The following is a 22,803-nucleotide window of genomic DNA, read 5'->3' as shown; positions in this document are numbered from 1 at the left end:
TTCAAGCCAGCCAATCCTAGAATAAAGCCCTAATTATCAACGCCTTATTCTGGCAAGATCTTCGACAAAAACAGCCGTGCACGTTCAGTTTTAGGTGCAGCAAAGAATTCTTGCGGTTTGCCTTTTTCCTGAATATAGCCGCCATCCATAAACCAGATCTGATCGGCAACTTCTTTAGCAAAGCCCATCTCATGAGTAACAACAACCATTGTCATTCCGGAATCTGCAAGATCACGCATCACCTTCAATACCTCACCAACCATCTCAGGATCAAGCGCCGATGTCGGCTCATCAAACAACATGACCTCTGGATCCATTGCCAAAGCACGCGCAATGGCTACACGCTGCTTCTGTCCACCTGAGAGGCTCTCTGGGTACTGCTTGGCCTTGTCTTCCAACCCAACCTGCGCTAACAGGCGTTGGGCCGTGGTCGTAGCTGCTTCTTCAGTAACTTTTCTGACATGCAATGGAGCCAACTTTAGATTATCCAAGACACTCATATTTGGAAATAAGTTGAAGCCCTGAAAAACCATTCCCATCCGTTCACGCAATAAATTCAGCTCTTCTTCATTCAGATGAGTTAACTCTTTACCTTCAAACAAAACTTGTCCGCTGGTAGGTTTTTCCAACACGTTTAAACATCTCAGAAAAGTACTTTTTCCCGATCCTGAAGGACCAATTACACAGATAACCTCTCCTTTTTTGACCGTCTCGCTAATATTTTTCAAAACAACATTTTCACCAAAAGCTTTTTCAAGTTCTTTCACTTCTATCAGACTAGGCATGTTTCATTCTCCCTTCAAAATAACCCAAAACCTTGGATAAACTGAATGTCATTACAAAATAGATTACCATTGCAATGAAGATTGGAACAACGCCTTTGTAAGTTGCAGACTGGACCAGTTGCATCTGGTAAATTAAATCGGTGACACCAATAATTGAAACAATTGAACTTTCCTTAATTAAGGTAATGAATTCATTGCCTAGCGCAGGCCAAATGTTCTTTAAAGCCTGTGGAATAATTACATACCGATAAGTCAATTTCTGTGACATGCCTAGGCTCCGAGCTGCTTCTGTCTGACCTGCCGGAATTGATTCGATCCCTGAACGAATAACTTCAGCCACATACGCTGTTGAATTTAAGGACACAGCTATGATTCCAGCAACAAGGGCTGGTAAAGATTGAATGACCGCTCCAATTCCAAAATAGACAAACATTACCTGCACCATGAGCGGAGTTCCCCGCACAAATTCAATATAGGCAACTGCTAACCAATGAAACAATTTATTGCGTGACAACCGCATCAGCGCAAACAAGACACCCAAGGCAAATCCGAAGAAAACTGAAACAACAGTGATTATAAGCGTATATTCAATTCCTTTTGCAAAGTACGTCCAGTAATTCAGAATTGAATTACTCTTCGTATTTCCAGCCATGTATTTCCCAGCCTGTGGAATATATTTTTTATTAATTAAATTCTGCTGTTTAATTTGGGTAATCGTTTTATTAGCCGCATTCACTAAAGAAGTTGCTCCCTTAGGAAAGGCGATTGCCGCACCTGTTTGCCCTGCATCAACTTTAAATTTCGGATTGATAGCCACTAATCCTGAATTATTTTCTGCAAAAGCCCTTGCTGTCGGTTCTTCCATCGCAACTGCGTTGACTTTACCGGACTGCAGCGCAATCACAAGATCGTTTAATTTGGCAAGCCCTTTAATCTCATTGTTTTTCATCTGTTGTTTAACAAGTGTATATTGCAGTGAACCTGTTTGTGCCCCAATCGTTTTGTTCTTAAAACTCTTGATGGTCTTAAAACGAGCAAGATCTTTTTTATTAATCAACATATATTGATCTCCAGAATAGTATACTTTTGAGAAATCAACACTCTGCTGCCGTTCAGGAGTTGGGTTCATTCCTGAAATTACCATATCAACTTTATGCGTCTCAAGTGCAACTAATAGAGAATCAAAATTCATATTCTTGACTACTAATTTTACTCCCAAATTATCAGCAAATTTTTGGGCAATCTCCATGTCAAGCCCAACATACTTAGTCTCTCCATTTTGCTTAACCGTAAATTCGTAAGGTGGATAATCGGCACTGGTTCCGACTACTAAAGTTCCTTGATCCTTAACCTTTTGTAAATATCCATCAGTCGCTGCTTGTGTCTGTTGGAATGGAATAAAAAGTGCACACACAAAAACACATAAAAAGAGCCATAAACTTTTTGTCTTCATTTCACTATCTCCCTGACTTTCCTTGCTTATGTAAGAAATTATACTAGTAAAAGAATTATTATGCAATATAAATCGCTAATTTATTGTTTTTATGCATAAAATAACCAAAAAAGAATTCACAGTAATCATTGTATTTGAAAAAGGTCTGGAAAATTGTTATCCTTTGGGTAGTATCGATTAAACCATGTTAGGAGGAACGTTCATGGGACTAACCGTAAACAACCAAAATAAAGTGGATGAACTTTTTGGAAAATTCGCACTCGATCCTAAAAAACCACGGGAAGAACAAAAACCGAAAAACAAAAAGGATCCCAAAGATCAAAAAAAATAAGCTCGTTAAGAGCTTTTTTAATACCCTTTTTTTGCCGATTTTAAAGGATGAATACTTATTTATCTTGGGCAAAACCGTGCGGATACCGCTTATTCAGTGTTTCGATGTTATCACGAGCAACTTCATCAAAGGGAATATCAGCCCAAGCAGCAATCTGAGAAAGATACCATAAAACATCGCCCATTTCATGAATCATTTCCTCACGATTAAGATCTTTACCCTTAAATGTATAATTCTTGACTAAATCAATTAACTGACCGCTTTCACCCGCTAGACCAAGTGCACAGTTAGTTAGTACCTGCTCGTTACCATATAACGTCCTTGTTGCTGCCTTTTGATATTCATTGAACTCCATCATCCAACATCCCCTCATTGATTTTTGTCTTTTTTTCGATCCAATCCCAAACTACTGGCGCCCCAGCTTTGGTAGTGGCCGAAAAAAGCACTAGCTGGTCTTGTGGTTGTAAATCAGCGTTTTGCTTAATCTCCTTTTCAATCTTGTTCCACTTACTACGGGGAACCTTATCAACCTTAGTCGCCACTATCAAAAGAGGGAGCTTGTAATAATGCAAAAAATCAATCATTTGCAAATCAAGTTGCATTGGTGCGTGTCTGCCATCTAACAGAATAATAACTCCACGCAAAGTCTGCCTTTGCGTTAAGTATTCTTCTATCATTCTACCCCACTTTTGCCGATCTTTTTTTGAAACCTTCGCATAGCCGTAACCCGGAACATCGACCAAAAAAAGCTGCGACTCAACCTCATAAAAGTTAAGTGTTTGCGTCTTTCCCGGTTGGCTCGAAGTCCGCGCATAGCTTCGGCGATTAATCAGCGTATTGACCAATGAAGACTTTCCAACATTAGAACGCCCTACCAATGCAATCTCCGGATACCCTTCTAGCGGATACTGAGCAGCACCGACTGCGCTGATCTTCAAACTGACGTTATGCACTTTCATTTTGTAACTTCCCTTCTGTCCTGATAAATTTTAACATATCCGCCCTGATCACACTACTCAAACAGAAAAAAACATTACAAAAAAAGAGTATTCCGAACCACCTGTCCAGAACACTCGTCTTAGCTGTTTTAATAATAAAGTATCATCGCTGCTTACTTTTTGATTTTCACAACTTCTTTGTCACCATAGTAACCACAACTTGAGCATACACGATGAGATCTTCTCAATTCACCACAATTAGGACATGCACTCATTCCAGGTACTTGCAGCTTATAATGTGTACGGCGTAATCTTTTACGCATTTTTGATGTTTTACGTGCTGGTACTGCCATCAACAAACACCCCCTTCATATTAATTTAATCAACAAGAGAAATTGTACTTGTTGTTTGCGAATATAGCAACCCGCCCAGACAGACTCAATCATCCTTTTTGAAGAAATCCTTCAACTTAGCCAAACGTGGATCAATTTGAGAATGGTCATCATTGTCAGTCTGCTGATCATCTTCAGTAACCGTCCAACTTTGACCTTGAGGTAAAGGCGCCTCTCCTTGTTGCTCTGTCGGAGTCAACACCCGCATTGGAATCTGTAATAAAATATTGTCCTCAGCAACCTGTGCAAGGTCAAGCAATCCATCCTCCACGTTGATTACCACATCATCGGCGGCAAAACGTGCTAAATTGCCTTCACGCGGATCTACATAATACTCGCTGACATCAAAATTCAACGGAAGCTCAACTTCATTCAGTGACCTTGTAGAAGGTACTGTCAGTTTAGCACTGATCTGAAAAGAGCCCAACAGACCTAAACTATCAACTACCAAAAAGCCCTTCACATGCACCGGAGAAATTGCAATAATATTTTCATTACGCCTCCGGATGGACTCAGAAAGATCAATAGTTTCGTCAACTTCAAATGGTGCTGCACCTGTTTGACGCAATTCATTTAAAGACCATTTCATTGAGTACTTCCCCCTAATGCAACAAACTTGATTATACCTGTCGTAAAATACAATGTCAATGGCTTTCCCTTGACAGTGAGTAACCTACACGTAGTGGAGCCCTTCCATGATCTTGAACTCTAAGACTCGCCAGTTCATAAATCAAACCGGCACGATAATCCACTTGCAATTGCTCTTTTCTAATCTGCTGTGTAACCCGTGTGATTAGCGGAAATGCAACCTTTTTCTTACGTTGATTAAGCAGCTGTTGTCCAGCAGGGGTAAACCCGAGAAGTCGTAAATAAGGTTTTTCTGAGACATGCTTGACTTCTGCAGCTGTCACCTGCAATAAGATAATGACCGCAAGCCGCGCAAGGTGGGTATAAGTATAACGCTTAGACTTGACCGCCTGCAACCAAGTTTCAAAATCTGCAGTCTGTGGCAATCGTTCTAACTTTTCTTTCATGCGAAACTCCAATCCTTCAGTCACGTCATAAAAATTCCGTAATTGCTCGTGTGTGGCAGTCAACAATTGGTAACGCAGTAATGGCCAAAAATCTGCCCAGCTAACAAGCTGTTGTTTAGCCAAATCATTCAAAGTTTGTTGCGGTACATAATTATTAACACTAGCAGTCTTAGCTTGCATTAATTGTGCTCTAATCGCTGAGGCACTCGCAATATTTTTTCCAGGTGCTAGCACAGTCGCATGATGCGCCGCTCCCATGCGTTGCAACGGTACCAGTTCAAGAAAATTACCCATTTCCCGGTTGGCCTTTGCATATGCCAGTCCCAACATATCATTGGGCTGGTCTACTCGATGTCCGATTTTTTCGGCTATCACTCTTTGATAAGCGGCTGCAAAAGATTCATTGTAGCGTGAAAAATCACCATGCACGGTCCCAACCTTTTCAGCTAAAGCTGCAAAATCATAATCTGCATGTTCAGCTCCGAAAACGAGTTTTTGAACTCCCATTTCACGTAGTAATAAAACCGCCCCCGCAGCAAATCGATCCGCCGGCTGGACACAAAAAGCAACCGGAAGTTCAATGACAAGATCGACACCACAATGCAGCGCTTCATTAGCACGTGTCCACTTATCAACAATAGCTGGTTCGCCACGTTCCAAGAAATTACCACTCATCACAACAACAAGTGTTGCTGTTGGAAATCGTTTGCGTGTTTGTCTGATTTGATATAGATGTCCATTGTGAAACGGATTATATTCAGCAATGATGCCCACAACAACCATCTTGGTTCCTCCTACTCTTTATGGCAAACAAAGAAATACCGCGTTGTTGTTGCTGTGACGTCTTGCCTGCCAAAGTCACTGAAAACTGCAACTCGTGCAAATCCAGCTTCAGAAAGGAATTTCAGATAGTCTGCAACCGGATAAGTCCGCTCTTGATGAATTTCTGTGACACGCCGATATTGTTGTGTCTGCTGCTCTTTTATAAAAAAATTTAGGTCATGGATCACGCTGTGTGCTTGTTCTCCAGCATAACTCTCCCAAGTAAATGCTTGCTGCTCTGTTGTATGTGCGTACGTATATCCGGGATAGACAGTATCCGTCTGATATGGAGAAATCACATCAAAGATAAAGGTTCCCTCATCTTCTAAATGTTCCCTTACTTGCACAAAAGTTTTCTTTAAATCAGCAGGATTTTGCAAATAACACAGTGAATCCAAACAACTCACGACAACATCAAAGCGTTCCAAACCGTCTAAAGCTGTCATATCAGCCTGTATCAAGGGAAGGGTTACTTTTTGCATACGCGCATTCAACTCTGCTAAAGAAAGCATTTCTGGCGAAAGATCTACCCCGCTAACTGCATAACCAGCTTGCACAAGCTTCACCGCCAGCCGTCCCGTTCCACACGCCAAATCAAGAATTGTCTGCCGCTTTGATGGAACAAGCCGCATAATAAAATTGGCCCAATCTTCATAAATACTCGGATCCATTAATTTATCATAGAGTTCCGCAAAACTTGCATAAATCATCGACTACTCCGTAATCCAATTGGAAAGTTCAACCAGTGGTGCGTCTGCCCACAGTTTTTCCAAATTGTAAAATTGCCGTGTCTCTGTTTTAAAGACATGGACTACCACATCATACAGATCAATCAAAATCCAGTTGCCACTGTTTTTACCCTCAATCTGTTTGATTTTAATTCCTGCCTCTTCAACTGCTTCTTCAATGTTATCAGCAATTGCTTTTACCTGACGCGCAGAATCGGCTTGCATAATTACAAAATAATCTGCCAAGTAGCTGAGTTCATGTACATCAAGTGCCACGATTTCTTCTGCTTTTTTATTATCTGCAGCCTCAACCACATTTTTTAAAATTTCTTTACTTTCCATCTAATTCTCCTTTATTTCAATTTTCTACAACCCATTTGTTATATGTTAAGATGGCTGCTGGATAAATGACTTTATTTGCTGACATTAAATATTGCAATGTATGCTTGGTCTCAAACGCAACTGCGCTGTCAAGATCTGCATATGCAATGGTTCGTGCCAACTGCGCATCTGGAAATACTCTACCTTCTTCAATAAAATCAGCAACATAAATTATTTTATCAAGTAGCGTCATTTGTGGAGCGCCCACTGTATGTTTGCGTACAGCATCTAAAATCTCCTCATCTTGAATTCCAAGTTCATCTTTAATCATTTGTGCTCCAACAACCCCATGCCAAATCACATTATTCCAATTCAACAGATCTGGATCAAGGTTGCTTTTAGTAATAACACTCCGAAAGTCTGCAGCACTTCTTTCCTTCGCATAATCATGCACAAGTGCTGCTATACTAGCTTTTTCAAGGTCAACCTGATTCAACTCAGCCAGCCGCAATGCCGCTTGTTCAACTCCCAGCAAATGTTGGTAACGCTTAGGAGACACACTCTTTTTCAAAACAGCTAAGAGCTTTTTCCTACTTTTAGGATAATACAGCTTTTGATATACGATTTCACTCACGATAAAGCCCTTCTTCCCGAATGTAATCCATAACATTGTCCGTAACAAGATACTTGATGGAACAGTGGTTGCGTACACGCCAGCGAATGTTAGTCGAGCTAATTTCTATCAAGGGGACATCAACCCATAAAATGGGGAAACGGCTTTTGCGTGAGTAGCCTGAACGTCCAACTCCGACAAAGTGAACCAATTTGACTAGTTCAGATATTCGATGCCATTTTGGTAAATACGCAACCATATCTCCACCAATAATGAAATAATATTCCCAATCTGGATGACGCAGACGCAACTCTTTAATTGTGTCATATGTGTAACTAATTCCACCGCGGTCAAGTTCGCAAGTCTCAAGTTCAAAAAGTGGATTATGTGCAATGCTCAATTCCACCATTGCTTTTCGCTGATCTGCGGCAATAGCGTCTTTGTGGTCAACATGTGGCGGATTTGCATCAGGCATGAAAAACACTTTATTTAATCCAAGCTGATCCGCCACTTGCTCGGCAATCATCAAATGACCTAAGTGAGGGGGATTAAAAGTTCCTCCCAAAATCCCAACCCTTTTCTTTTCATGACTACTCTTCAATTCAGGCATAACCTGCACATCTGTTTCTTTAAGCGTTTTAACAGCCAACCTTTTTCACCTCTTGTGCTGTGTAATCTTTTGGAGTGAAGTTGAAATTTGTCGATTCTTTGGATCTTGAGCTTGACGGTAAAGCACCAATACATGTCCGATTACCTGCACAACTGTAATTTCAGAGTTAGCGGTAATTGCTGCTGCAGCTTCTTTAGCCTCAAGCATTGCTCCTTGAAGTACGTTGACTTTTAACAATTCTCTTTTTTCGAGGGCATGTCCCACTTGTTCAAACCATTCGTCTGTCAAGCCCTCTTTACCAATCTGAAAAACAGGGCGCATACTATGTGCCTGTGCTTTCAAATATCTTTTTTGTTTTCCAGTTATCATTTTTTCTCCTTATATCATCGTGCGTCTGAGTGTGACCCCTACTCCTTGAGGAACCCACCCGGCAACTACCGCATCTGCCGGAACGGTAATCCAGCCTAAACCTGCAAAAACTAAATCACTTTTTTGTTCTGTTTTAAATTCAAAGCGTTCCCATGGTAAGATCTGCTCCAAATTTTCTTTTGCCGGTGGCTGTAAAAGTTCACCCGCATGTCTTTCATAGAAAGAAACTGCATTTTCGGTTTTGGTTCTATGAAGCGGCAAGTTATTATCGGTATACACCACAACGCCGCTTTTTCCACCGGTAAGATAATCAAAGCGTGCCAGTGCTCCTAGAAAAAGAGTTTGACCTCCTGTAAGCTGATAAACTTTCGGTTTAATCTCCTTTTGCGGTGCGACGAGCGCCAAATCTTTGCCAGTCAAGTAATGCGCCATTTGCTGGGCATGAATAATTCCCGGTGTGTCAATCATAAAATGGTCATCATCTAAAGGAATTTCAATCTTGTCAAGCGTCGTACCAGGAAACCGTGAAGTTGTAATCAATTCCGCGACTCCTAATTGCTTCTTAATGATCTGATTAATCAAGGTTGATTTACCAACATTTGTAACCCCAACCACGTAAACATCTCTTCCCTTGCTGTACTTTTCAATAGTGGTCATCAGGTCAGCTAAAGCATGGTTCTTTTTGGCACTTACCAGCGAAACTGCTACTGGGCGCAATCCCACTTTGTTAGCTTCTTGCCGCATCCAATCTTTTAGTTTAGAACGTTTTAAAGATTTAGGCAGCAAATCTTCTTTGTTGCCAACCATCAAAATTGGATTATCGCCTACAAACCGCTGGAGCCCAGGAATAAGTGATCCGCTGAAGTCAAAAATATCGACCACGTTGACCACCAAAGCATCTGTTTCTCCAATCTTAGACAAAACCCGCAAAAAATCATCATCAGTCAATGACACCGTCGCTAGTTCATTGTAATGGCGTAAACGAAAACAGCGTCTGCAATATAATTCCTTATGATCCTCTCTGTTCTGTAGTGATGCGGCAGGTACGAAACCTAATCCTTCACGATCTGTACTCTGCAGCAAAGCACCGCACCCTATACAATATAACTCTTCGGTTTCAGTCATCTAATGAATGCCCCCATGCCTTTAATTCATTGTTTTTTTTAAGATAGTTTTTAATTATTCCTTCAAAAAAGCGATTAATCTTAGTATTCCATGCATCTGTCTCAACAATTGGTTTCACCAGAATACTCCTAATTTGGGCTGCGTTTGCCGCAGCTATGTCTGTGACCAATTGATCACCCACTAACACCAATTCGCTGTCACTTAAGTTTAACATTCTTTTAGCCTGATTTACTCCGCGAGAAAATGGCTTTAGGGCACGCGCAATGAAAGGCAAATTTAACGGTGCAACCGCATGTGCCACTCTTTTTTTACTATTATTTGAAACCACAATGACAGGAACCGCCGCTGCTTGCATCCTATCAAGCCAACTTCTCAGCTCAGGCGTACCTTCAGGGTTGTCCCAGGCAATCAAGGTATTGTCCAGATCAGTCAAGATTACCTTGATTCCGTGTTTTTTAAGTTCTTCAGGAGTCAGTTCGTAAATCGAACTCAGTGCCCAAGTTGGTTTGAAACGTGTAAACATTGATGACAACTCCTAACAATTTACTTATCAATCAGTTAATTATATGCTAAAAAGCACTTAGGTGGCAAAAAATTAAAACAAAAGTGCGACCATCAGCGCTTAACCTCCATGGACTAAGCAATGAATTACAAAGTAACCCGTATTTGGTTACGCGTAATTTAGGCTTAGGCACAGGCTGAGCCCCAGATCGTTTTTCCTGAATACGTCCACCTAACTTTAAAAAAAGGGCTATGCCAAAAATCTACTTTTGGCACAACCCTCTTGCTTTTTACTACAACTATTTTGCTAATGCTTTTTTTGCTTCATCAACAATTGCTGTAAATGCTGCACCGTCAGTGATTGCTAAGTCAGCTAACATCTTACGGTTAACATCGATTTGCGCAAGCTTTAATCCATGCATCAATTTGCTGTAACTAATATCGTTCATCCGTGCTGCAGCGTTAATACGTGCAATCCACAATTTACGGAAATTAGTTTTCGTCTTGCGGCGATCACGAAAAGCATATTGGTAAGACTTCATTACCTGTTGTTTTGCGACTTTAAATTGGATATGCTTTGCTCCACGATATCCTTTTGCTAATTTAATCATTCTCTTACGGCGTTGGCGCGTAACTGTTCCACCCTTAACACGTGGCATGAAAATTCCTCCCTTATCTTATCCAAGCAGCTCTCATCTGAGGCTGACCTGCATATAGGTCTTCTTGAGACCCTCATCAAAATTAATTGAAACCCGGACAAATATTATTTAACTTGAGATAACATTTGTTTGATACGTTTCATATCAGAACTTGACACCATAGATGGCTTGCTTAATTGACGACGTTGCTTCTTCGTCTTGCCATGAAAGCGATGGCTTGTAAAAGCATTAGCACGCTTTAAACCGCCGTTTCCTGTCCGTTTGAAACGTTTTGCTGATGCACGATGTGTTTTTTGTTTTGGCATAATACTCTTCCTCCTAGTGTTAAAAAAACTAGCTATTCAGCTTTAGGTGCTAGCATCATAAACATGCTGCGTCCATCCATCTTTGCTCTGGATTCAACAGTCGCAACTTCGTCGGTTTCCTTTGCAAAGCGATTTAAGACATCATAGCCGATCTCTTTATGCGTGATTGCTCGTCCTTTGAAACGAATAGAGACTTTAACTTTGTCCCCTTTTGAAAGAAACTTGCGCGCGTTTTTCATTTTTGTATTAAAGTCATTGACGTCAATTGTTGGACTTAAACGCACTTCTTTAACATTCACAATCTTTTGGTTCTTTCTGGCCTCACGCTGTTTCTTTTGCAGTTCAAAACGATACTTTCCGTAATCCATAACCCTGGCAACAGGTGGTTTCGCTTTTGGTGCAACTAAAACGAGATCAAGATTAGCCTGTTCTGCTAACCGCAGTGCTTCTTGTTTGGTTTTTACCCCAAGCTGGGAACCATCATTGGCAATCAACCGTACTTCACGTGCACGAATGCCTTCGTTTACCATTTTATCAACTGCTATGGTATTTCACCTCCATTAAAATTAAGAGAAAACACAGAAAAAATGCGGGTAGTTAACAAAAACTACCCGCAAACCGTTATTTCATAATTCGAAATTAATTACTCATAGCCCGTAAACTAACACGTTTGCTAGGCGAGAAGCGGGTGCTTCTGCTTTTCTCAACCGTTTAATTGTAGCAACTATCAAGCTTCATGTCAAGGATGAATGCCCATTTTTATTTGTTAGGCCGACTGTAGCTTTCAATATCTGCTAAAATCTCATTGATAAAACCGGCAGCAGTTGCGTTTGTCATTTGTTTTTCACCATATCGACGAACAGAGACTCCATTTTCTGCTACTTCTTTATCACCGACTACTAAAGTATAAGGTACTTTGTTAACCTGTGCCTGTCTTACTTTATAACCCATCTTTTCATTTCTGCTATCAATTTCAATTCGAATTTGATGAGCAACTAGACGGTCACGCAACTGTTTGCAATATTCTTCATGCAATTCATTTTTAACAGGGATTATCGTGACCTGCTGTGGTGCAAGCCATGTTGGGAACGCACCCTTATAGATTTCTGTCAAATAGGCAGTGAATCGTTCCATGGTTGAAACAATTCCACGATGAATCATAACAGGACGATGTTCTTCACCGTCAGCACCAATGTAGTGCAGATCAAATTTCTCAGGCAATAAGAAATCAAGTTGGATAGTTGAAAGTGTTTCTTCACCGCCGAGTGCTGTTTTGGTCTGGACATCAAGTTTGGGACCATAAAACGCTGCTTCGCCTTCTGCTTCAAAGTAATCAAGACCAAGGTCGTCCATCGCCGACTTCAGCATCTTTTGTGACTTTTCCCACATTTCATCATCATCAAAATACTTATGGGTATTCTTAGGATCACGATAGCTTAACCGGAAACGATAATCCTTGATATCAAAATCAGCATATACAGAAACCATTAACTGCAACGTTTGCTTAAACTCTTCTTCGATTTGATCAGGTGCTACAAAGGTATGACCGTCATTCAAAGTCATTTCCCTTACACGCGAAAGTCCTGTCAAAGCACCCGATTTTTCATAGCGATGCATCATTCCAAGTTCTGCAATCCTTAAAGGAAGGTCGCGGTAAGAACGAATGTGATGATTGTAAATTTGAATATGCGATGGACAGTTCATTGGACGTAATTCCAACATTTCACCGTCGCCCATATCCATTGGAGGAAACATATCTTCACGGTAATGATCCCAATGACCTGATTGCTTATAAAGATCAAGGTTAGCTAACACAGGAGTATAGACATGTTCATAACCACGCGAAACTTCTTTATCAATAATATAACGTTCAATTGTCCGGCGGATTGTGGCACCCTTAGGCATCCAGTAAGGTAATCCTGCACCAACTTTAGGATCAACAAAGAACAAATCAAGTTCATTTCCAATCACACGATGGTCGCGTTCACGGGCTTCTTGCCTTCTTTGCAGCTCTGTTTCCAATTCTTTTTGTTTAAAGAATGCAGTTCCGTAAACACGTTGCAGCATTGGATTACTTGAAGCACCCTTCCAATAGGCACCTGCGACTGACAGCAATTGGAAAACCTTGATTGAACTTGTCTGTGAAAGTGTCGGTGTTTGCGAAACATCTACAAAATCGCCCAAACGATGTACGAGTACCTGATCTTTTCCTGTTTCTTTAATAAGTTCAGTTGTATAAGGATCATCTGCAACTAATTTAAGTGCCGCTGCTTGTGACAATACGGCTGCTTTAACCGGAACATTTTGTTTCACAATTGCTTTCATCTTTTGCGTAATTTTTTCAAAATCAGTCTCAGCAACCTGGCCCTGAGCATTATCAGTATCAAGATAAAATCCGTGCGCAGTCTCCTGCACTTCTCCAAAATTCATTGTCGGATAAAGTTCTTGCAGTGCAGCACCTAAAACAAGTGCTGCGGTGTGCCATAAGATCCGCAAACCCTCTGCTGTTTCTTTCGTAATGATTTCAATTTTTCCGTCTTCTACAAGCGGAAACTCGTAGTCAATCAGCTCACCATTAAGACGCCCAGCTACTGCCTTTTTAGCTAAACTAGTACTAATTGACTTCGCAATCTCTTCCGTTGTTATTTCTTTTGCAAATTCTTTGACCGTTCCATCTGGAAATTCAAGCTTAATTTTTTCCATAATTCTCAATACCTCCCCGTAAAAATAAATAAAAAAAGCCCCTAACGTGCGCTTGCACATTAGGGACGTTAAGAACGCGGTTCCACCCAAAATTTAAAGTCATGCTTAGCATAACTTCCTCAAGACGTTGCTAACGAAACGAATCGTTCCAACTTTTCATTGGAAAAACAAATGGAAGTGGTCAGCTATATCAACTGGACAGTTTTCAGTTAGTACCGTCCATCCCTGCAAGGATAAGCTCTTTATCTTCCACGGTTAACATCTATTATTAAACCACTATCTTTTTGTTAATTCAAGACTAACTTTAGATTTTAAGAATGCCTTCTATTACGCCCAATGACTGTGTATTCTCGAGCTAAAAAGCGAATGCGTTCCATGATACGGCGTGCCTTAAGTGGCTCCGCCTCACCGCGATTATTAATTGTTAAATACTGCTCCTGCAACTCTTTCATTGATAGATTTGAACTAAAAAAGGTCGACAACTCTTCTTGCATTCGATATTGTAAAATAACGCCCAAGACATCATCTCGTAACCAGCTTGACAGTTGATCAGCACCTAAATCATCGAGCATTAAAATCGGAGCTTTTTTAACACTTTCAATCATTGCCAGTGTACCGCCGCCACTAATTGCATTTTTAAGTTCAACAGCAAAAGAAGGAAAATGAAGAAGCGTCGACTGGTATCCTTCTTCGGCTAAGCCATTTGCAATCGCTCCTAGCAAGAAAGTTTTACCTACACCGAAGCTGCCTTCCAGATACATCCCTGGAATAAATGTTTGCGGTTGCGCAATATATTGCTCAATAAAGTTCCCAGCCGCAGCCGCAACTTCTTCACGTCCTTCTAAATCATAATCCGACAATTGTGCAGCTTTAACACTTTTAGGCATATTCAAAGAACGGACACGTGCACGCACAGCCTGTTGCTTTCTAGCAAGCAGTAATTGTTCACTTGGGACATACGCAACCTCAATTAGATGATTATTCAAAATCAGCTGGGGCCGATATCCTGGTACTGGAACTTCTTCTCCATTTGCCAACTTTTTTTTAATTGTCACAAATTCGTAAACCTTACTTGCACTGCGGACGAGATCCTCTTTTGATAACTCAGTTTGATTTTCTTTAATAAACCGTGCAACTTCTTGATCAGCAAAAGCTTGTCGAATCAGTTGTTGATAATTTTTGGTCCAGTTGTGCTTTTTTAACTGTTGCGCAAGTTCATCACCGACGTTCTTCATTTTTTCGCCCCCTTCTTACTGTTTCTTTTTAAATTTGCTAAGACGCGCTTTTAACTTCTGCCGGTCTGCTTCGCTGAATTTAGATTGCGGTGTTAACTGTGCTCCATCCTTTGCCCAATCAGGTAACTTTTCTTTTTGAATTACCTGCGTGCGTCTGCGCGGTCGTGTTTTCGAAGTCGGCGTTTTTTGTTGCTTCTTAAGTGAATTGAAACTGCGTACCTGCTGCATTGCTTCTTCAGGAGTCGCGATCTTTTTTTGACTCCAATCGGAAATCACCGCTTCAAAAAAATTTCGATTCAACAATGCCATTTCTCTGTCAATCATCATGTAATGAATCAAAACATTAATCACAGCAGGGTGAAAAAGTTTCTTTTGTCCAACCCATTCTAAAGTATGCAATTCAGAAGCTGTCGCAAAGCTCCCTTTTTCCTTTTTCAAGACGCGCAGAAAGTCTGCCGGTGCATAGGCGCGACACGCATCTAAGAGTCCTTGATCTTCTTGTCGCAACTGAGGAACATCTTGGCTGGTAACAGCTTCAGCCTGTGGCTGGTTCACCTGTTTTGTAAGCGCACCTTGTGGTTTTTGCTGTTGTACTAACTTTTCAAAAAGTGCAAAATCAACTTTGTTAGTTGCTACATTTGCGGCTTGCTCCAAAAGATTAACTAGCGTAAGCTCATCAAGTCCATAAACTACGTGTGCTACTAATAATTTTTTTTCATGCTCCAACACCTGCTTGGTATCTATAAATGAATGTTCAAGCAGCGCAACTACGAAAGTACGATCAAGTCCAGTCTCTTTCCAACTCATCTCAGGTTTTTTCGTCGCAGAGCTCTCGAAAAGACTTGCTAATCGAGTCTTTTGTTGCAGTGTGCGCGGTTGAATATTGAAAACTTCCAAGAAATGTTTAGTCGTCTCAACTGCTTGTGGGTGCTCAAAAAGCGGGTTAAAAAAGTAGTGCTGCAGCGCTTTAAATTGCTGCTCTCCAACAGTCTCAAGCAAGAGTGTCCGCAAAAGATCATCTTCAAAAAATGCACGTGGAAGTTGGGGTGCCTGTAATTCGTAAAGAACAACTTTCCCCAATTCATCTTCTTGTTCATACGTCCGTAACAGTCCAATTGCTTCTAACTTACACCGTGCCTCATATAGCGTATTTGCTCCCATATCCAATAGCTCTAACAGAGTTGTGTGCATTCTGCGTTCAGAGAGCGAAACCCTCTGTGCAACAAACGTGCGCAATAGCATATAAAGACTGAATGAAGCTGCTCCAATCAGGGGTTGATATAGTTTAATGACTATTTCAGGATCACCTGCAAGCAACTTCTGCCGAGAAAAAACAATGAATCCATCTTTGGGTGAAAAACTATCGTTAACCATCGTCAAGCTGGTCACTCCCCCTTACTGATCATCGGATTCATTCTCATTTTTATTTTTATTTTTTTTATCACGTGCCATCATTTCCTTGAGTTCTTTCAAGAAAACTTTCATGTCCTTAAATTGGCGATAAACACTCGCAAAACGGATGTAAGAAATTTCATCAACATCCGCCAATAAGCCCATTACATATTCACCAATCAGTTGACTGGAAACTTCATTTTCGCCTAATGACCGGACCTTATTTTCAACGTCATCAACGATGCGTGTGATTTCATCCATACCTACCGGACGTTTTTCTGCAGCACGGACAATTCCACGTAGAATTTTCTCGCGGTTAAACTCCTCACGTGTTCCATTCTTTTTAATGACAAGTAACGGTGTCGCTTCAACTCGTTCAAAAGTAGTAAAGCGAAACCCACAGGCCTCACACTCGCGTCGGCGCCTGATTACATGTCCGCCATCAGCAGGTCGGCTATCAACCACGCGCGAACCATTATGATGGCAGCGGGGACATTTCATATTTTTCACCTCGTTAAAATACTATGCTTTTTCTGCAAACCCATTCGTTATAAGCCATTTTAGCACTTGTGACAGGGTTTCTTCAACTTCTTTAGTATTATCAATCACAATGTCAGCACGTTGGTTGCGCTCTTTTTCGGACATTTGTGCTTCAAGACGTTCCTTGGCCTGCTGTTGCGTTAATCCATCGCGGTTCATTAAACGTTGAAGCTGCAATGTTTTGCTGCTTGAAATCGTCATTACACTATCACAGTATTTTGCATATCCGCCCTCAAATAATAAAGGAATTGCCAACACAAGTAGCTTTACTTTTTTTTCTTTATAAACCTTTAGTTGCCGATAAATCTCTGCGTGAATCAACGGTCCCATAATGCGATTCAAGCTCGCCAGCTTATGCTGATCCGCAAAAACAAGATTTCCCAATTTTTGACGGGCTAACTGTCCCTTAGAGGTGAGGATCTCCGTGCCAAAGACCGCCACGATCTGCTTTAAGCCCGGAGTTCCAGGACATACCACCGTGCGTGCGATTACATCTGCATCGATCACGACTGCACCTGCTTTTTTTAGGTAGTCGCTGACAGTTGTTTTGCCAGCTGCAATGCCGCCAGTCAACCCCAAAACATATGTCAATTATTTCACCTTCTGACATTGCGGGCAAAAGGTGGTCCCACGCTGCCCGACCACTATTTTTTTCAGTGGTGTTGCACAGCGTTCGCAAGGCTGTCCTTTTCTGCCGTAAGCATGTAGTTGTTTTTGAAAAGAACCTGCGTGCCCAAACGTATCAGTATACGTAAAGACAGTTGTCCCTCCTTGGCTAGTTGCTCGTGCTAACTCAGTGATAATTTCATCATGTAAGCGATCAGCCTCACTTTTGCTGAGGTGTGCAGCAGGTGTCTGCGGATTTATTTTACTAGACCATAAAACTTCGTCTGTATAAATATTTCCCAACCCCGCAACAATCGTTTGATCTAGTAAGGCAGGCTTAATCATTTTTTTCTTATGTTTCAATCTTTCATAAAAAAGTTGCTTGTCAAATAAAGCTGCTGTCGGCTCGGGACCTAGCTTCTTTAACCCTGGAAGTTGTTGGACCTGCGCCGTTTTCACCAAATGCATCCTGCCAAATTTGCGCACATCATTGTATCTTAATTGCTGACCATCAGAAAGTGTAAAAACAATGTGCGTATGTTTTTCAAGTGGAGTTTTAGGATTTTCAACAAAGTACTTTCCTTCCATCCGTAAATGGGAGACAAACGATATCCCAGTATCGAAATTAAAGATCAAATATTTTCCGCGCCGTGTAATACTTTCAATCGTCCGTCCACGCAATTCTTGTTGAAAGCTCTGGGGATCCCCATTGATAATTTTGGGGTAATAAATTTTCACATTCTCAATCTGGGCGCCAAGTACTAATTTTTCAAGCCCGCGACGCACCGTTTCTACTTCTGGCAATTCCGGCATCTGCTTTTCTTCCTTCCATCACAATCTTACTTAGTATCAAACCACGTGCTGCCATGAGAACTCTCTACTTTAAGCGGAACTTCTAACGAAACAGCTTGATCCATCACTTGCGGCACAAGTTTTTCCAAACGTTCAATCTCATCATCGGGCGCCTCAAAGATCAGTTCATCATGCACTTGTAGTAGCATGACTGCCTGAAGTTTTTCTTGCTGCAGCATTTTTTGCATATTAATCATTGCGACTTTAATAATATCAGCCGCACTTCCTTGAATTGGGGTATTCATCGCTGTTCTTTCTGAAAAAGAGCGTAGATTATAGTTCTTGCTCTTAATGTCCGGTAGATAGCGACGCCGTTTGAAAAGTGTTTCAACGTATCCTTTGGCATGTGCCTGCTCAACAATCCGTTTCATGTACTCGTGGACTCCTGGAAAGATTTCAAAATATCTCTCAATAAACGCCTTGGCTTGTTTGCGTGTAATTCCAATATTTTGTGCCAGACCATAGTCGCTGATTCCGTAAACAATTCCAAAATTAACAGCCTTCGCTTGCCGCCGCATGTTAGGTGTCACCTGTGTGGGAGCATCTAACCCGAAAATCTGCATTGCCGTATTGGCATGAATATCAGCACCAGCTTTAAAGGCCGTTTGCATATTCTCGTCATGTGAAATATGCGCTAGTACGCGCAGCTCAATCTGCGAATAATCAGAAGAAAAGATTTCCCAGCCCGCTTTGCGTGGCACAAATACCTGTCTAATCTTCTTGCCTTCAGGTAATCTAATCGGAATATTTTGCAAATTAGGATCAACTGACGATAATCTTCCAGTTGCAGTCAAAGTTTGTGTATATCTTGTATGCACTTTACTATCCTTAGGTGAGATATATTTTAATAAGCCTTCCACATAAGTCGACTGAATTTTAGCAATCTGACGATACTTTAAGATATTATCGACAATCGGTGCCATTCCCCGCAATTGTTCAAGTACTCCGACAGCAGTTGAATAACCGGTCTTAGTTTTTTTAATTACCGGAAGTTTCAGCTTCTCAAACAGAATTACTCCCAATTGTTTTGGAGAATTCAAGTTGAACTCTTCACCAGCTTCATTATAAATTTCCAGCTCAACTTCTTTAATTCTTTCCTTGAACTCACTTCCCATTTGTTCAAGCCGCGCCTGATCAACTTTGATACCTGCCAATTCCATCGCGCCTAGAACTAGTGAGAGTGGTCGTTCCATCTTCAAATAGAGCTCTTCTTGCTGATTTTCTTTTAATTTCAGCAATAAGGGTGCCTTTAGCGTTGTAATCGCGTGTGCCTTACTGCACAAATGACCGAAAAAGATTTTATCATCTGTCGGGATTTGATACTTAGCTCCTTTCCCATAGATCTCTTCATCGGAGCGCACGTCTTCATAGCCATGTAACTGTGCCAATTTACCCAAATCATTACTGTTTTCACTAGTATTCAAAAGATAAGAAACAAGTAAAAGATCAAAATCAATTGCAGTTAAATTAATTCCAAGCCGTGCTAACCCTACAAAAGTTCTCTTACCATCAAAGAGGTCCACTTTCACCTTGGGATCAGCCAGTAATTGACGTAGCTTGGGATGCTGTAATAATTTGCAGTCTCGCGAAACAAAGTATTGAGCACCCAACACGAGTACAAACCCCACCAAAGGTGCTTGATGATAGTTAGCGCCACTCATTTCAAGGTAAAAAGAAATGCCCTGTTGCGCTTGAAAATTGCTCTTTGTGATAGTTTGCTCGTCAAGTACTGTGTAAGCAAATTTTTTTATGCTTCTTTCTGGCTGTTCTGCAGGATTTTTAGCCGCGCGTTTACGTAAGAAACTTTTAAAGTCCATTTCTTCATAAAAAGACGTTAGCTGTTCATCATTTTCCCCTGCCCATGCCAGCTCAGCGAGTTCAAGACTAACCGGTGCGTTCTGCCGGATACGTGCCAAATCTTTACATAAAAAGGCGGTCTCACGATCTTCTTCCAAGTGTTCCTTCATTTTCGAAGGTTTTAACTGATCGAGATTTTCGTACAATGCTTCCAACGAACCAAACTGTTTTAAAAGTTTGAGCGCCGTTTTTTCACCCACTTTGGCAACTCCAGGATAATTATCAGATGAATCGCCCACTAATCCCTTCATGTCAACAATTTGTGCGGGAGTAATTCCATATTTTTCTAAGACATGTTCAGGGGTATAGTTTTCAACTTCACTGACTCCCTTTTGTGTCACTGCAACTGTTGTCTTAGGAGTTGCTAGCTGTGTCAGATCACGATCACCAGTCACGATGACAACTTCAAAACCGTCTTCTTCGGCCCTCTTGGCCAGTGTTCCAATGATATCATCGGCCTCATATTCCTTTAGTTCATAGCTTTTCATTCCATAAGCTGTTAATAATTTTTGCAAGTATGGGAGTTGTTCAGAAAGTTCGGTAGGTGTTTTGGAACGTCCACCTTTATAATCTGAAAACTTGGCAGTTCGAAAAGTTTGCTTGCCGGCATCAAATGCAACTAATGCATGTGTGGGAGCTGTTTTTTCTATAATGTTATCGAGCATCGTATTAAATCCATAAATTGCATTGGTATGCAATCCACTGTGATTAACGAAGCGTTCTAACGATTGGTGCAGAGCAAAGAACGCTCTAAAAGCGACGCTGTTGCCATCGATTAATAAAAGCTTTTTTTTATTATTCATTTTTCGAACTCCTTTTAACGATTGTCTACCTTGCTTTATTCTACCAAACATTTTACTTGGAAGGTAGGAACTAGCTAGAAGTGCCGACAGGTATCGGTTAGGTTGTGTGCACGAACACCAAATTACAAAATCGTTGGGCTATGACGATGCGTAATTTGAGGTTAGGCGCATCAGCCTGATACCTGGAACACGTTATATAGAAGTGCCGACAGGTATCGGTTAGGCTATGTGCACGAACACCAAATTACAAAACTAAATCTGTTTAAGGTGAAAATTATTCTTAATCGAACTGTAGCTAATTACGAACTAAAAAAGCGACCTCTTTCCTAACGGAATAAAGTCGCTCTCATTGTTAAACTAAACCGGTTCGTGTCCATTACCCAGATTGACCGTTCTAGCAAGTTGAACTCAATTATAACACCCAGAACAAATTATTATTTGTTGTTAAAGCCAGTAAAGATATTCAGTAAACTGATAAACAAGTTAACAAAATCTAAATACAGCTGCAAGGCTCCCATTAGTGCCAAGTTGGTTGCCGAAACCTGAGCCCCAGTCTGCTGATAAAGAAGCTTGAATTTCTGTGCATCCCAAGCTGTTAAAGCTGTAAAAATAAGCACCCCGAAAAATGAAAATACAAATTGGATCATTGTGCTTTGCAAGAAAATGTTGATAACCGAAACAACTACCAAACCAATCAAAGCAGCCAAAGCCTGTGTGCCGATTTTAGACAAGTCACGTTTAGTCACGGTACCAATTGTAGCCATCGAAAGGAAGACCGCTGCTGCTGCAACAAATGCCATCGTAACATCTGCCGCGGTATAAACTGAGAGCACAATGCCAAAGAATAACCCTTGAATTGCAGCAAATACTACTAACCCGAGACCTGTGATAGCAGGAGCACGGTTGGCTTTAAAAGACATTGAAAGTGCAATAAAGAACTGCAAGCCGATTAGCACAAAGAGCATAAAGCGATTTTGCGCAATAAACGTCATTGTTTGTTCATAATAAACATTGTTGATTAAATAAGCAACGAATGCTGAGATTCCAACTGCGCCAGCCATAAAAGCATACATTTTTGCTAAAAAACTGTTTACGCCGGAACGCTCTTGATTAATAATTTTTCGTTCGTTATTCATTAACTACTCACCCCTATTTTTTTTGTTTCGTTGACTACTGAAAATTCTTTAGGCGGCTTGACCATCAAGACCGCGTCAATAATACGTTCGTCACTCCCCTTAACACCAGTTACAGAAAGTGTAATAACTTCCTTCATGGTATCGACCTTGATCACTTCAAAGTTAAACGTGACATCTTCATTGTGATACACCGGTAAAACAAAATTAACTGATGAATTAACAACTTGACTGCCTGGCCCCGGCAGTAATTTTGAAATTGAACTGGTGATGATTCCCATCAGAAGGATTTGTGGTACAACTGCCCCTTCATAATCCATTCTTTTAGCATACTCGTCTTGAGTATACAGCGGATTGTTATCGTTTGTCATTCCCAAATACAGCATAATATCCCGATCAGAAATGCTTTCATTTACGGTCAGCGAATCACCTTCGGCTAACTCATCAATTGTTTTGCCCCGCCTATGAGTATCTTCTGACATATATAGCGCCACCTCCACGTAGTCTTAAGAATATTCTAGCATATCCACATTTATGCGACAATCGATAAGTTATTTAGAAAATATTAAATCTGAAAAGCTAGTCAAAAATCAGCAAAACTTTAAGTATCTAATTGCACCAGCATTCCAAGTTGATTCTTAATATTGTAAGCAAACACTAAGGGGCTGTGACAAAATTTAACTTTTGTCACAGCCC

The 22,803-nt window shown here is 40.9% G+C and carries 27 protein-coding genes and 1 other annotated feature; of the genes, 1 reads left to right on the top strand and 26 read right to left on the bottom strand.

Features of this window, described 5'->3' with window-relative positions:
- Positions 1-44 precede the first annotated feature (44 nt).
- Entirely contained in the window at positions 45-785 is a 741-nt protein-coding gene (locus FD50_RS01965) for an amino acid ABC transporter ATP-binding protein (protein ID WP_054757073.1), read from the bottom strand.
- Positions 778-2,238 (bottom strand): ABC transporter substrate-binding protein/permease, encoded by a 1,461-nt coding sequence (locus FD50_RS01960; RefSeq protein WP_056959909.1) that lies wholly within the window; start codon positions 2,236-2,238, stop codon positions 778-780. Before FD50_RS01960 ends, FD50_RS01965 begins: the two co-directional genes overlap by 8 nt.
- A gap of 202 nt (positions 2,239-2,440) precedes the next feature.
- On the opposite strand from FD50_RS01960, the gene FD50_RS12975 reads away from it, so the two are divergent.
- Positions 2,441-2,569 carry an SPJ_0845 family protein gene (locus tag FD50_RS12975; RefSeq protein ID WP_252894950.1) on the top strand — a complete coding sequence of 43 codons (129 nt, stop codon included), beginning with the start codon at positions 2,441-2,443 and terminating at the stop codon, positions 2,567-2,569.
- 55 nt (positions 2,570-2,624) lie between these two features.
- Here the strand turns inward: FD50_RS12975 and FD50_RS01955 are convergent, their stop codons facing one another.
- From FD50_RS01955 to FD50_RS01840, 24 genes are all read right to left on the bottom strand, one after another.
- Positions 2,625-2,924, bottom strand: coding sequence for a nucleoside triphosphate pyrophosphohydrolase family protein (locus tag FD50_RS01955; protein WP_054757084.1), 300 nt, complete (start codon positions 2,922-2,924; stop codon positions 2,625-2,627).
- Positions 2,911-3,528 (bottom strand): ribosome biogenesis GTP-binding protein YihA/YsxC, encoded by a 618-nt coding sequence (yihA, locus tag FD50_RS01950; RefSeq protein ID WP_056959907.1) that lies wholly within the window; start codon positions 3,526-3,528, stop codon positions 2,911-2,913. The genes FD50_RS01955 and yihA overlap by 14 nt, the downstream gene beginning before the upstream one ends.
- 152 nt (positions 3,529-3,680) lie before the next feature.
- Complete coding sequence (gene rpmF / locus FD50_RS01945) at positions 3,681-3,860, bottom strand: 50S ribosomal protein L32 (RefSeq protein WP_056959905.1); 180 nt, start codon at positions 3,858-3,860, stop codon at positions 3,681-3,683.
- Positions 3,861-3,945: 85 nt separating this feature from the next.
- Entirely contained in the window at positions 3,946-4,488 is a 543-nt protein-coding gene (locus FD50_RS01940) for a YceD family protein (RefSeq protein ID WP_054757071.1), read from the bottom strand.
- Positions 4,489-4,543: 55 nt separating this feature from the next.
- Positions 4,544-5,716, bottom strand: a complete 1,173-nt coding sequence (locus FD50_RS01935; protein ID WP_056959903.1) for a nucleotidyltransferase — start codon at positions 5,714-5,716, stop codon at positions 4,544-4,546.
- Between the two features lie 11 nt (positions 5,717-5,727).
- Positions 5,728-6,465, bottom strand: a complete 738-nt coding sequence (locus FD50_RS01930) for a class I SAM-dependent DNA methyltransferase (protein WP_056959901.1) — start codon at positions 6,463-6,465, stop codon at positions 5,728-5,730.
- Between the two features lie 3 nt (positions 6,466-6,468).
- Positions 6,469-6,825: a ribosome silencing factor gene (gene rsfS / locus FD50_RS01925; protein ID WP_054757067.1), complete on the bottom strand. Its 357-nt coding sequence runs from the start codon at positions 6,823-6,825 to the stop codon at positions 6,469-6,471.
- A gap of 16 nt (positions 6,826-6,841) precedes the next feature.
- Positions 6,842-7,438: a bis(5'-nucleosyl)-tetraphosphatase (symmetrical) YqeK gene (gene yqeK, locus FD50_RS01920; protein WP_228887791.1), complete on the bottom strand. Its 597-nt coding sequence runs from the start codon at positions 7,436-7,438 to the stop codon at positions 6,842-6,844.
- Entirely contained in the window at positions 7,431-8,027 is a 597-nt protein-coding gene (locus tag FD50_RS01915; RefSeq protein WP_056960106.1) for a nicotinate-nucleotide adenylyltransferase, read from the bottom strand. Before FD50_RS01915 ends, yqeK begins: the two co-directional genes overlap by 8 nt.
- A gap of 45 nt (positions 8,028-8,072) precedes the next feature.
- Positions 8,073-8,396, bottom strand: a complete 324-nt coding sequence (gene yhbY / locus FD50_RS01910; RefSeq protein WP_054757063.1) for a ribosome assembly RNA-binding protein YhbY — start codon at positions 8,394-8,396, stop codon at positions 8,073-8,075.
- Positions 8,397-8,405: 9 nt separating this feature from the next.
- A complete protein-coding gene (yqeH, locus tag FD50_RS01905; RefSeq protein ID WP_056959899.1) occupies positions 8,406-9,521 on the bottom strand; it encodes a ribosome biogenesis GTPase YqeH in 1,116 nt (371 codons plus the stop codon).
- Entirely contained in the window at positions 9,514-10,044 is a 531-nt protein-coding gene (locus FD50_RS01900; RefSeq protein WP_056959897.1) for a YqeG family HAD IIIA-type phosphatase, read from the bottom strand. Before FD50_RS01900 ends, yqeH begins: the two co-directional genes overlap by 8 nt.
- Positions 10,045-10,321: 277 nt before the next feature.
- A complete protein-coding gene (gene rplT / locus FD50_RS01895; protein ID WP_054757059.1) occupies positions 10,322-10,681 on the bottom strand; it encodes a 50S ribosomal protein L20 in 360 nt (119 codons plus the stop codon).
- 104 nt (positions 10,682-10,785) lie between these two features.
- Positions 10,786-10,986 (bottom strand): 50S ribosomal protein L35, encoded by a 201-nt coding sequence (rpmI, locus tag FD50_RS01890; RefSeq protein ID WP_054757056.1) that lies wholly within the window; start codon positions 10,984-10,986, stop codon positions 10,786-10,788.
- 32 nt (positions 10,987-11,018) lie between these two features.
- Entirely contained in the window at positions 11,019-11,516 is a 498-nt protein-coding gene (infC, locus tag FD50_RS01885) for a translation initiation factor IF-3 (protein ID WP_056959895.1), read from the bottom strand.
- Positions 11,517-11,561: 45 nt separating this feature from the next.
- Positions 11,562-11,692, bottom strand: a sequence feature (ribosomal protein L20 leader region).
- Positions 11,693-11,745: 53 nt separating this feature from the next.
- A complete protein-coding gene (gene thrS / locus FD50_RS01880) occupies positions 11,746-13,689 on the bottom strand; it encodes a threonine--tRNA ligase (RefSeq protein ID WP_054757052.1) in 1,944 nt (647 codons plus the stop codon).
- A gap of 311 nt (positions 13,690-14,000) precedes the next feature.
- On the bottom strand, positions 14,001-14,924 hold the full coding sequence (gene dnaI / locus FD50_RS01875) for a primosomal protein DnaI (RefSeq protein WP_056959893.1): 924 nt from the start codon (positions 14,922-14,924) through the stop codon (positions 14,001-14,003).
- A 15-nt stretch (positions 14,925-14,939) separates the two neighbouring features.
- Positions 14,940-16,298, bottom strand: coding sequence for a replication initiation and membrane attachment family protein (locus tag FD50_RS01870; RefSeq protein WP_056960105.1), 1,359 nt, complete (start codon positions 16,296-16,298; stop codon positions 14,940-14,942).
- A 21-nt stretch (positions 16,299-16,319) separates the two neighbouring features.
- On the bottom strand, positions 16,320-16,817 hold the full coding sequence (gene nrdR, locus FD50_RS01865) for a transcriptional regulator NrdR (protein WP_056959890.1): 498 nt from the start codon (positions 16,815-16,817) through the stop codon (positions 16,320-16,322).
- A 21-nt stretch (positions 16,818-16,838) separates the two neighbouring features.
- Complete coding sequence (gene coaE, locus FD50_RS01860) at positions 16,839-17,447, bottom strand: dephospho-CoA kinase (protein WP_056959889.1); 609 nt, start codon at positions 17,445-17,447, stop codon at positions 16,839-16,841.
- Positions 17,448-18,275, bottom strand: a complete 828-nt coding sequence (mutM, locus tag FD50_RS01855) for a DNA-formamidopyrimidine glycosylase (RefSeq protein ID WP_056959887.1) — start codon at positions 18,273-18,275, stop codon at positions 17,448-17,450. It abuts the gene before it with no gap.
- A 26-nt stretch (positions 18,276-18,301) separates the two neighbouring features.
- A complete protein-coding gene (polA, locus tag FD50_RS01850; RefSeq protein WP_056959885.1) occupies positions 18,302-20,974 on the bottom strand; it encodes a DNA polymerase I in 2,673 nt (890 codons plus the stop codon).
- A gap of 434 nt (positions 20,975-21,408) precedes the next feature.
- Positions 21,409-22,110 carry a Bax inhibitor-1/YccA family protein gene (locus tag FD50_RS01845; protein ID WP_056959883.1) on the bottom strand — a complete coding sequence of 234 codons (702 nt, stop codon included), beginning with the start codon at positions 22,108-22,110 and terminating at the stop codon, positions 21,409-21,411.
- Positions 22,110-22,589, bottom strand: coding sequence for a MaoC/PaaZ C-terminal domain-containing protein (locus FD50_RS01840; RefSeq protein WP_056959881.1), 480 nt, complete (start codon positions 22,587-22,589; stop codon positions 22,110-22,112). Before FD50_RS01840 ends, FD50_RS01845 begins: the two co-directional genes overlap by 1 nt.
- Positions 22,590-22,803: the final 214 nt, after the last annotated feature.

This window comes from Liquorilactobacillus satsumensis DSM 16230 = JCM 12392, assembly GCF_001435195.1.
In the GTDB taxonomy this organism is placed as follows: domain Bacteria; phylum Bacillota; class Bacilli; order Lactobacillales; family Lactobacillaceae; genus Liquorilactobacillus; species Liquorilactobacillus satsumensis.
The sequence above is the reverse complement of the archived record's forward strand: the minus strand, read 5'-3'. Positions and strand labels throughout refer to the sequence as shown.

Bases quoted from the DNA above. Each gene is read 5' to 3' on its own strand.
- yqeH (WP_056959899.1), bottom strand. From the start codon at position 9,521: ATGACTGAAACCGAAGAGTTATATTGTATAGGGTGCGGTGCTTTGCTG.
- thrS (WP_054757052.1), bottom strand. From the start codon at position 13,689: ATGGAAAAAATTAAGCTTGAATTTCCAGATGGAACGGTCAAAGAATTT.
- FD50_RS01845 (WP_056959883.1), bottom strand. From the start codon at position 22,110: ATGAATAACGAACGAAAAATTATTAATCAAGAGCGTTCCGGCGTAAAC.
- FD50_RS01960 (WP_056959909.1), bottom strand. From the start codon at position 2,238: ATGAAGACAAAAAGTTTATGGCTCTTTTTATGTGTTTTTGTGTGTGCA.
- yihA (WP_056959907.1), bottom strand. From the start codon at position 3,528: ATGAAAGTGCATAACGTCAGTTTGAAGATCAGCGCAGTCGGTGCTGCT.
- infC (WP_056959895.1), bottom strand. From the start codon at position 11,516: ATGGTAAACGAAGGCATTCGTGCACGTGAAGTACGGTTGATTGCCAAT.
- rpmI (WP_054757056.1), bottom strand. From the start codon at position 10,986: ATGCCAAAACAAAAAACACATCGTGCATCAGCAAAACGTTTCAAACGG.
- nrdR (WP_056959890.1), bottom strand. From the start codon at position 16,817: ATGAAATGTCCCCGCTGCCATCATAATGGTTCGCGCGTGGTTGATAGC.
- FD50_RS01930 (WP_056959901.1), bottom strand. From the start codon at position 6,465: ATGATTTATGCAAGTTTTGCGGAACTCTATGATAAATTAATGGATCCG.
- FD50_RS01915 (WP_056960106.1), bottom strand. From the start codon at position 8,027: ATGCCTGAATTGAAGAGTAGTCATGAAAAGAAAAGGGTTGGGATTTTG.
- mutM (WP_056959887.1), bottom strand. From the start codon at position 18,275: ATGCCGGAATTGCCAGAAGTAGAAACGGTGCGTCGCGGGCTTGAAAAA.
- FD50_RS01965 (WP_054757073.1), bottom strand. From the start codon at position 785: ATGCCTAGTCTGATAGAAGTGAAAGAACTTGAAAAAGCTTTTGGTGAA.
- rsfS (WP_054757067.1), bottom strand. From the start codon at position 6,825: ATGGAAAGTAAAGAAATTTTAAAAAATGTGGTTGAGGCTGCAGATAAT.
- FD50_RS12975 (WP_252894950.1), top strand. From the start codon at position 2,441: ATGGGACTAACCGTAAACAACCAAAATAAAGTGGATGAACTTTTTGGA.
- FD50_RS01900 (WP_056959897.1), bottom strand. From the start codon at position 10,044: ATGTTTACACGTTTCAAACCAACTTGGGCACTGAGTTCGATTTACGAA.
- FD50_RS01840 (WP_056959881.1), bottom strand. From the start codon at position 22,589: ATGTCAGAAGATACTCATAGGCGGGGCAAAACAATTGATGAGTTAGCC.
- yhbY (WP_054757063.1), bottom strand. From the start codon at position 8,396: ATGATAACTGGAAAACAAAAAAGATATTTGAAAGCACAGGCACATAGT.
- rplT (WP_054757059.1), bottom strand. From the start codon at position 10,681: ATGCCACGTGTTAAGGGTGGAACAGTTACGCGCCAACGCCGTAAGAGA.
- FD50_RS01870 (WP_056960105.1), bottom strand. From the start codon at position 16,298: ATGGTTAACGATAGTTTTTCACCCAAAGATGGATTCATTGTTTTTTCT.
- FD50_RS01935 (WP_056959903.1), bottom strand. From the start codon at position 5,716: ATGGTTGTTGTGGGCATCATTGCTGAATATAATCCGTTTCACAATGGA.
- FD50_RS01940 (WP_054757071.1), bottom strand. From the start codon at position 4,488: ATGAAATGGTCTTTAAATGAATTGCGTCAAACAGGTGCAGCACCATTT.
- rpmF (WP_056959905.1), bottom strand. From the start codon at position 3,860: ATGGCAGTACCAGCACGTAAAACATCAAAAATGCGTAAAAGATTACGC.
- FD50_RS01955 (WP_054757084.1), bottom strand. From the start codon at position 2,924: ATGGAGTTCAATGAATATCAAAAGGCAGCAACAAGGACGTTATATGGT.
- dnaI (WP_056959893.1), bottom strand. From the start codon at position 14,924: ATGAAGAACGTCGGTGATGAACTTGCGCAACAGTTAAAAAAGCACAAC.
- polA (WP_056959885.1), bottom strand. From the start codon at position 20,974: ATGAATAATAAAAAAAAGCTTTTATTAATCGATGGCAACAGCGTCGCT.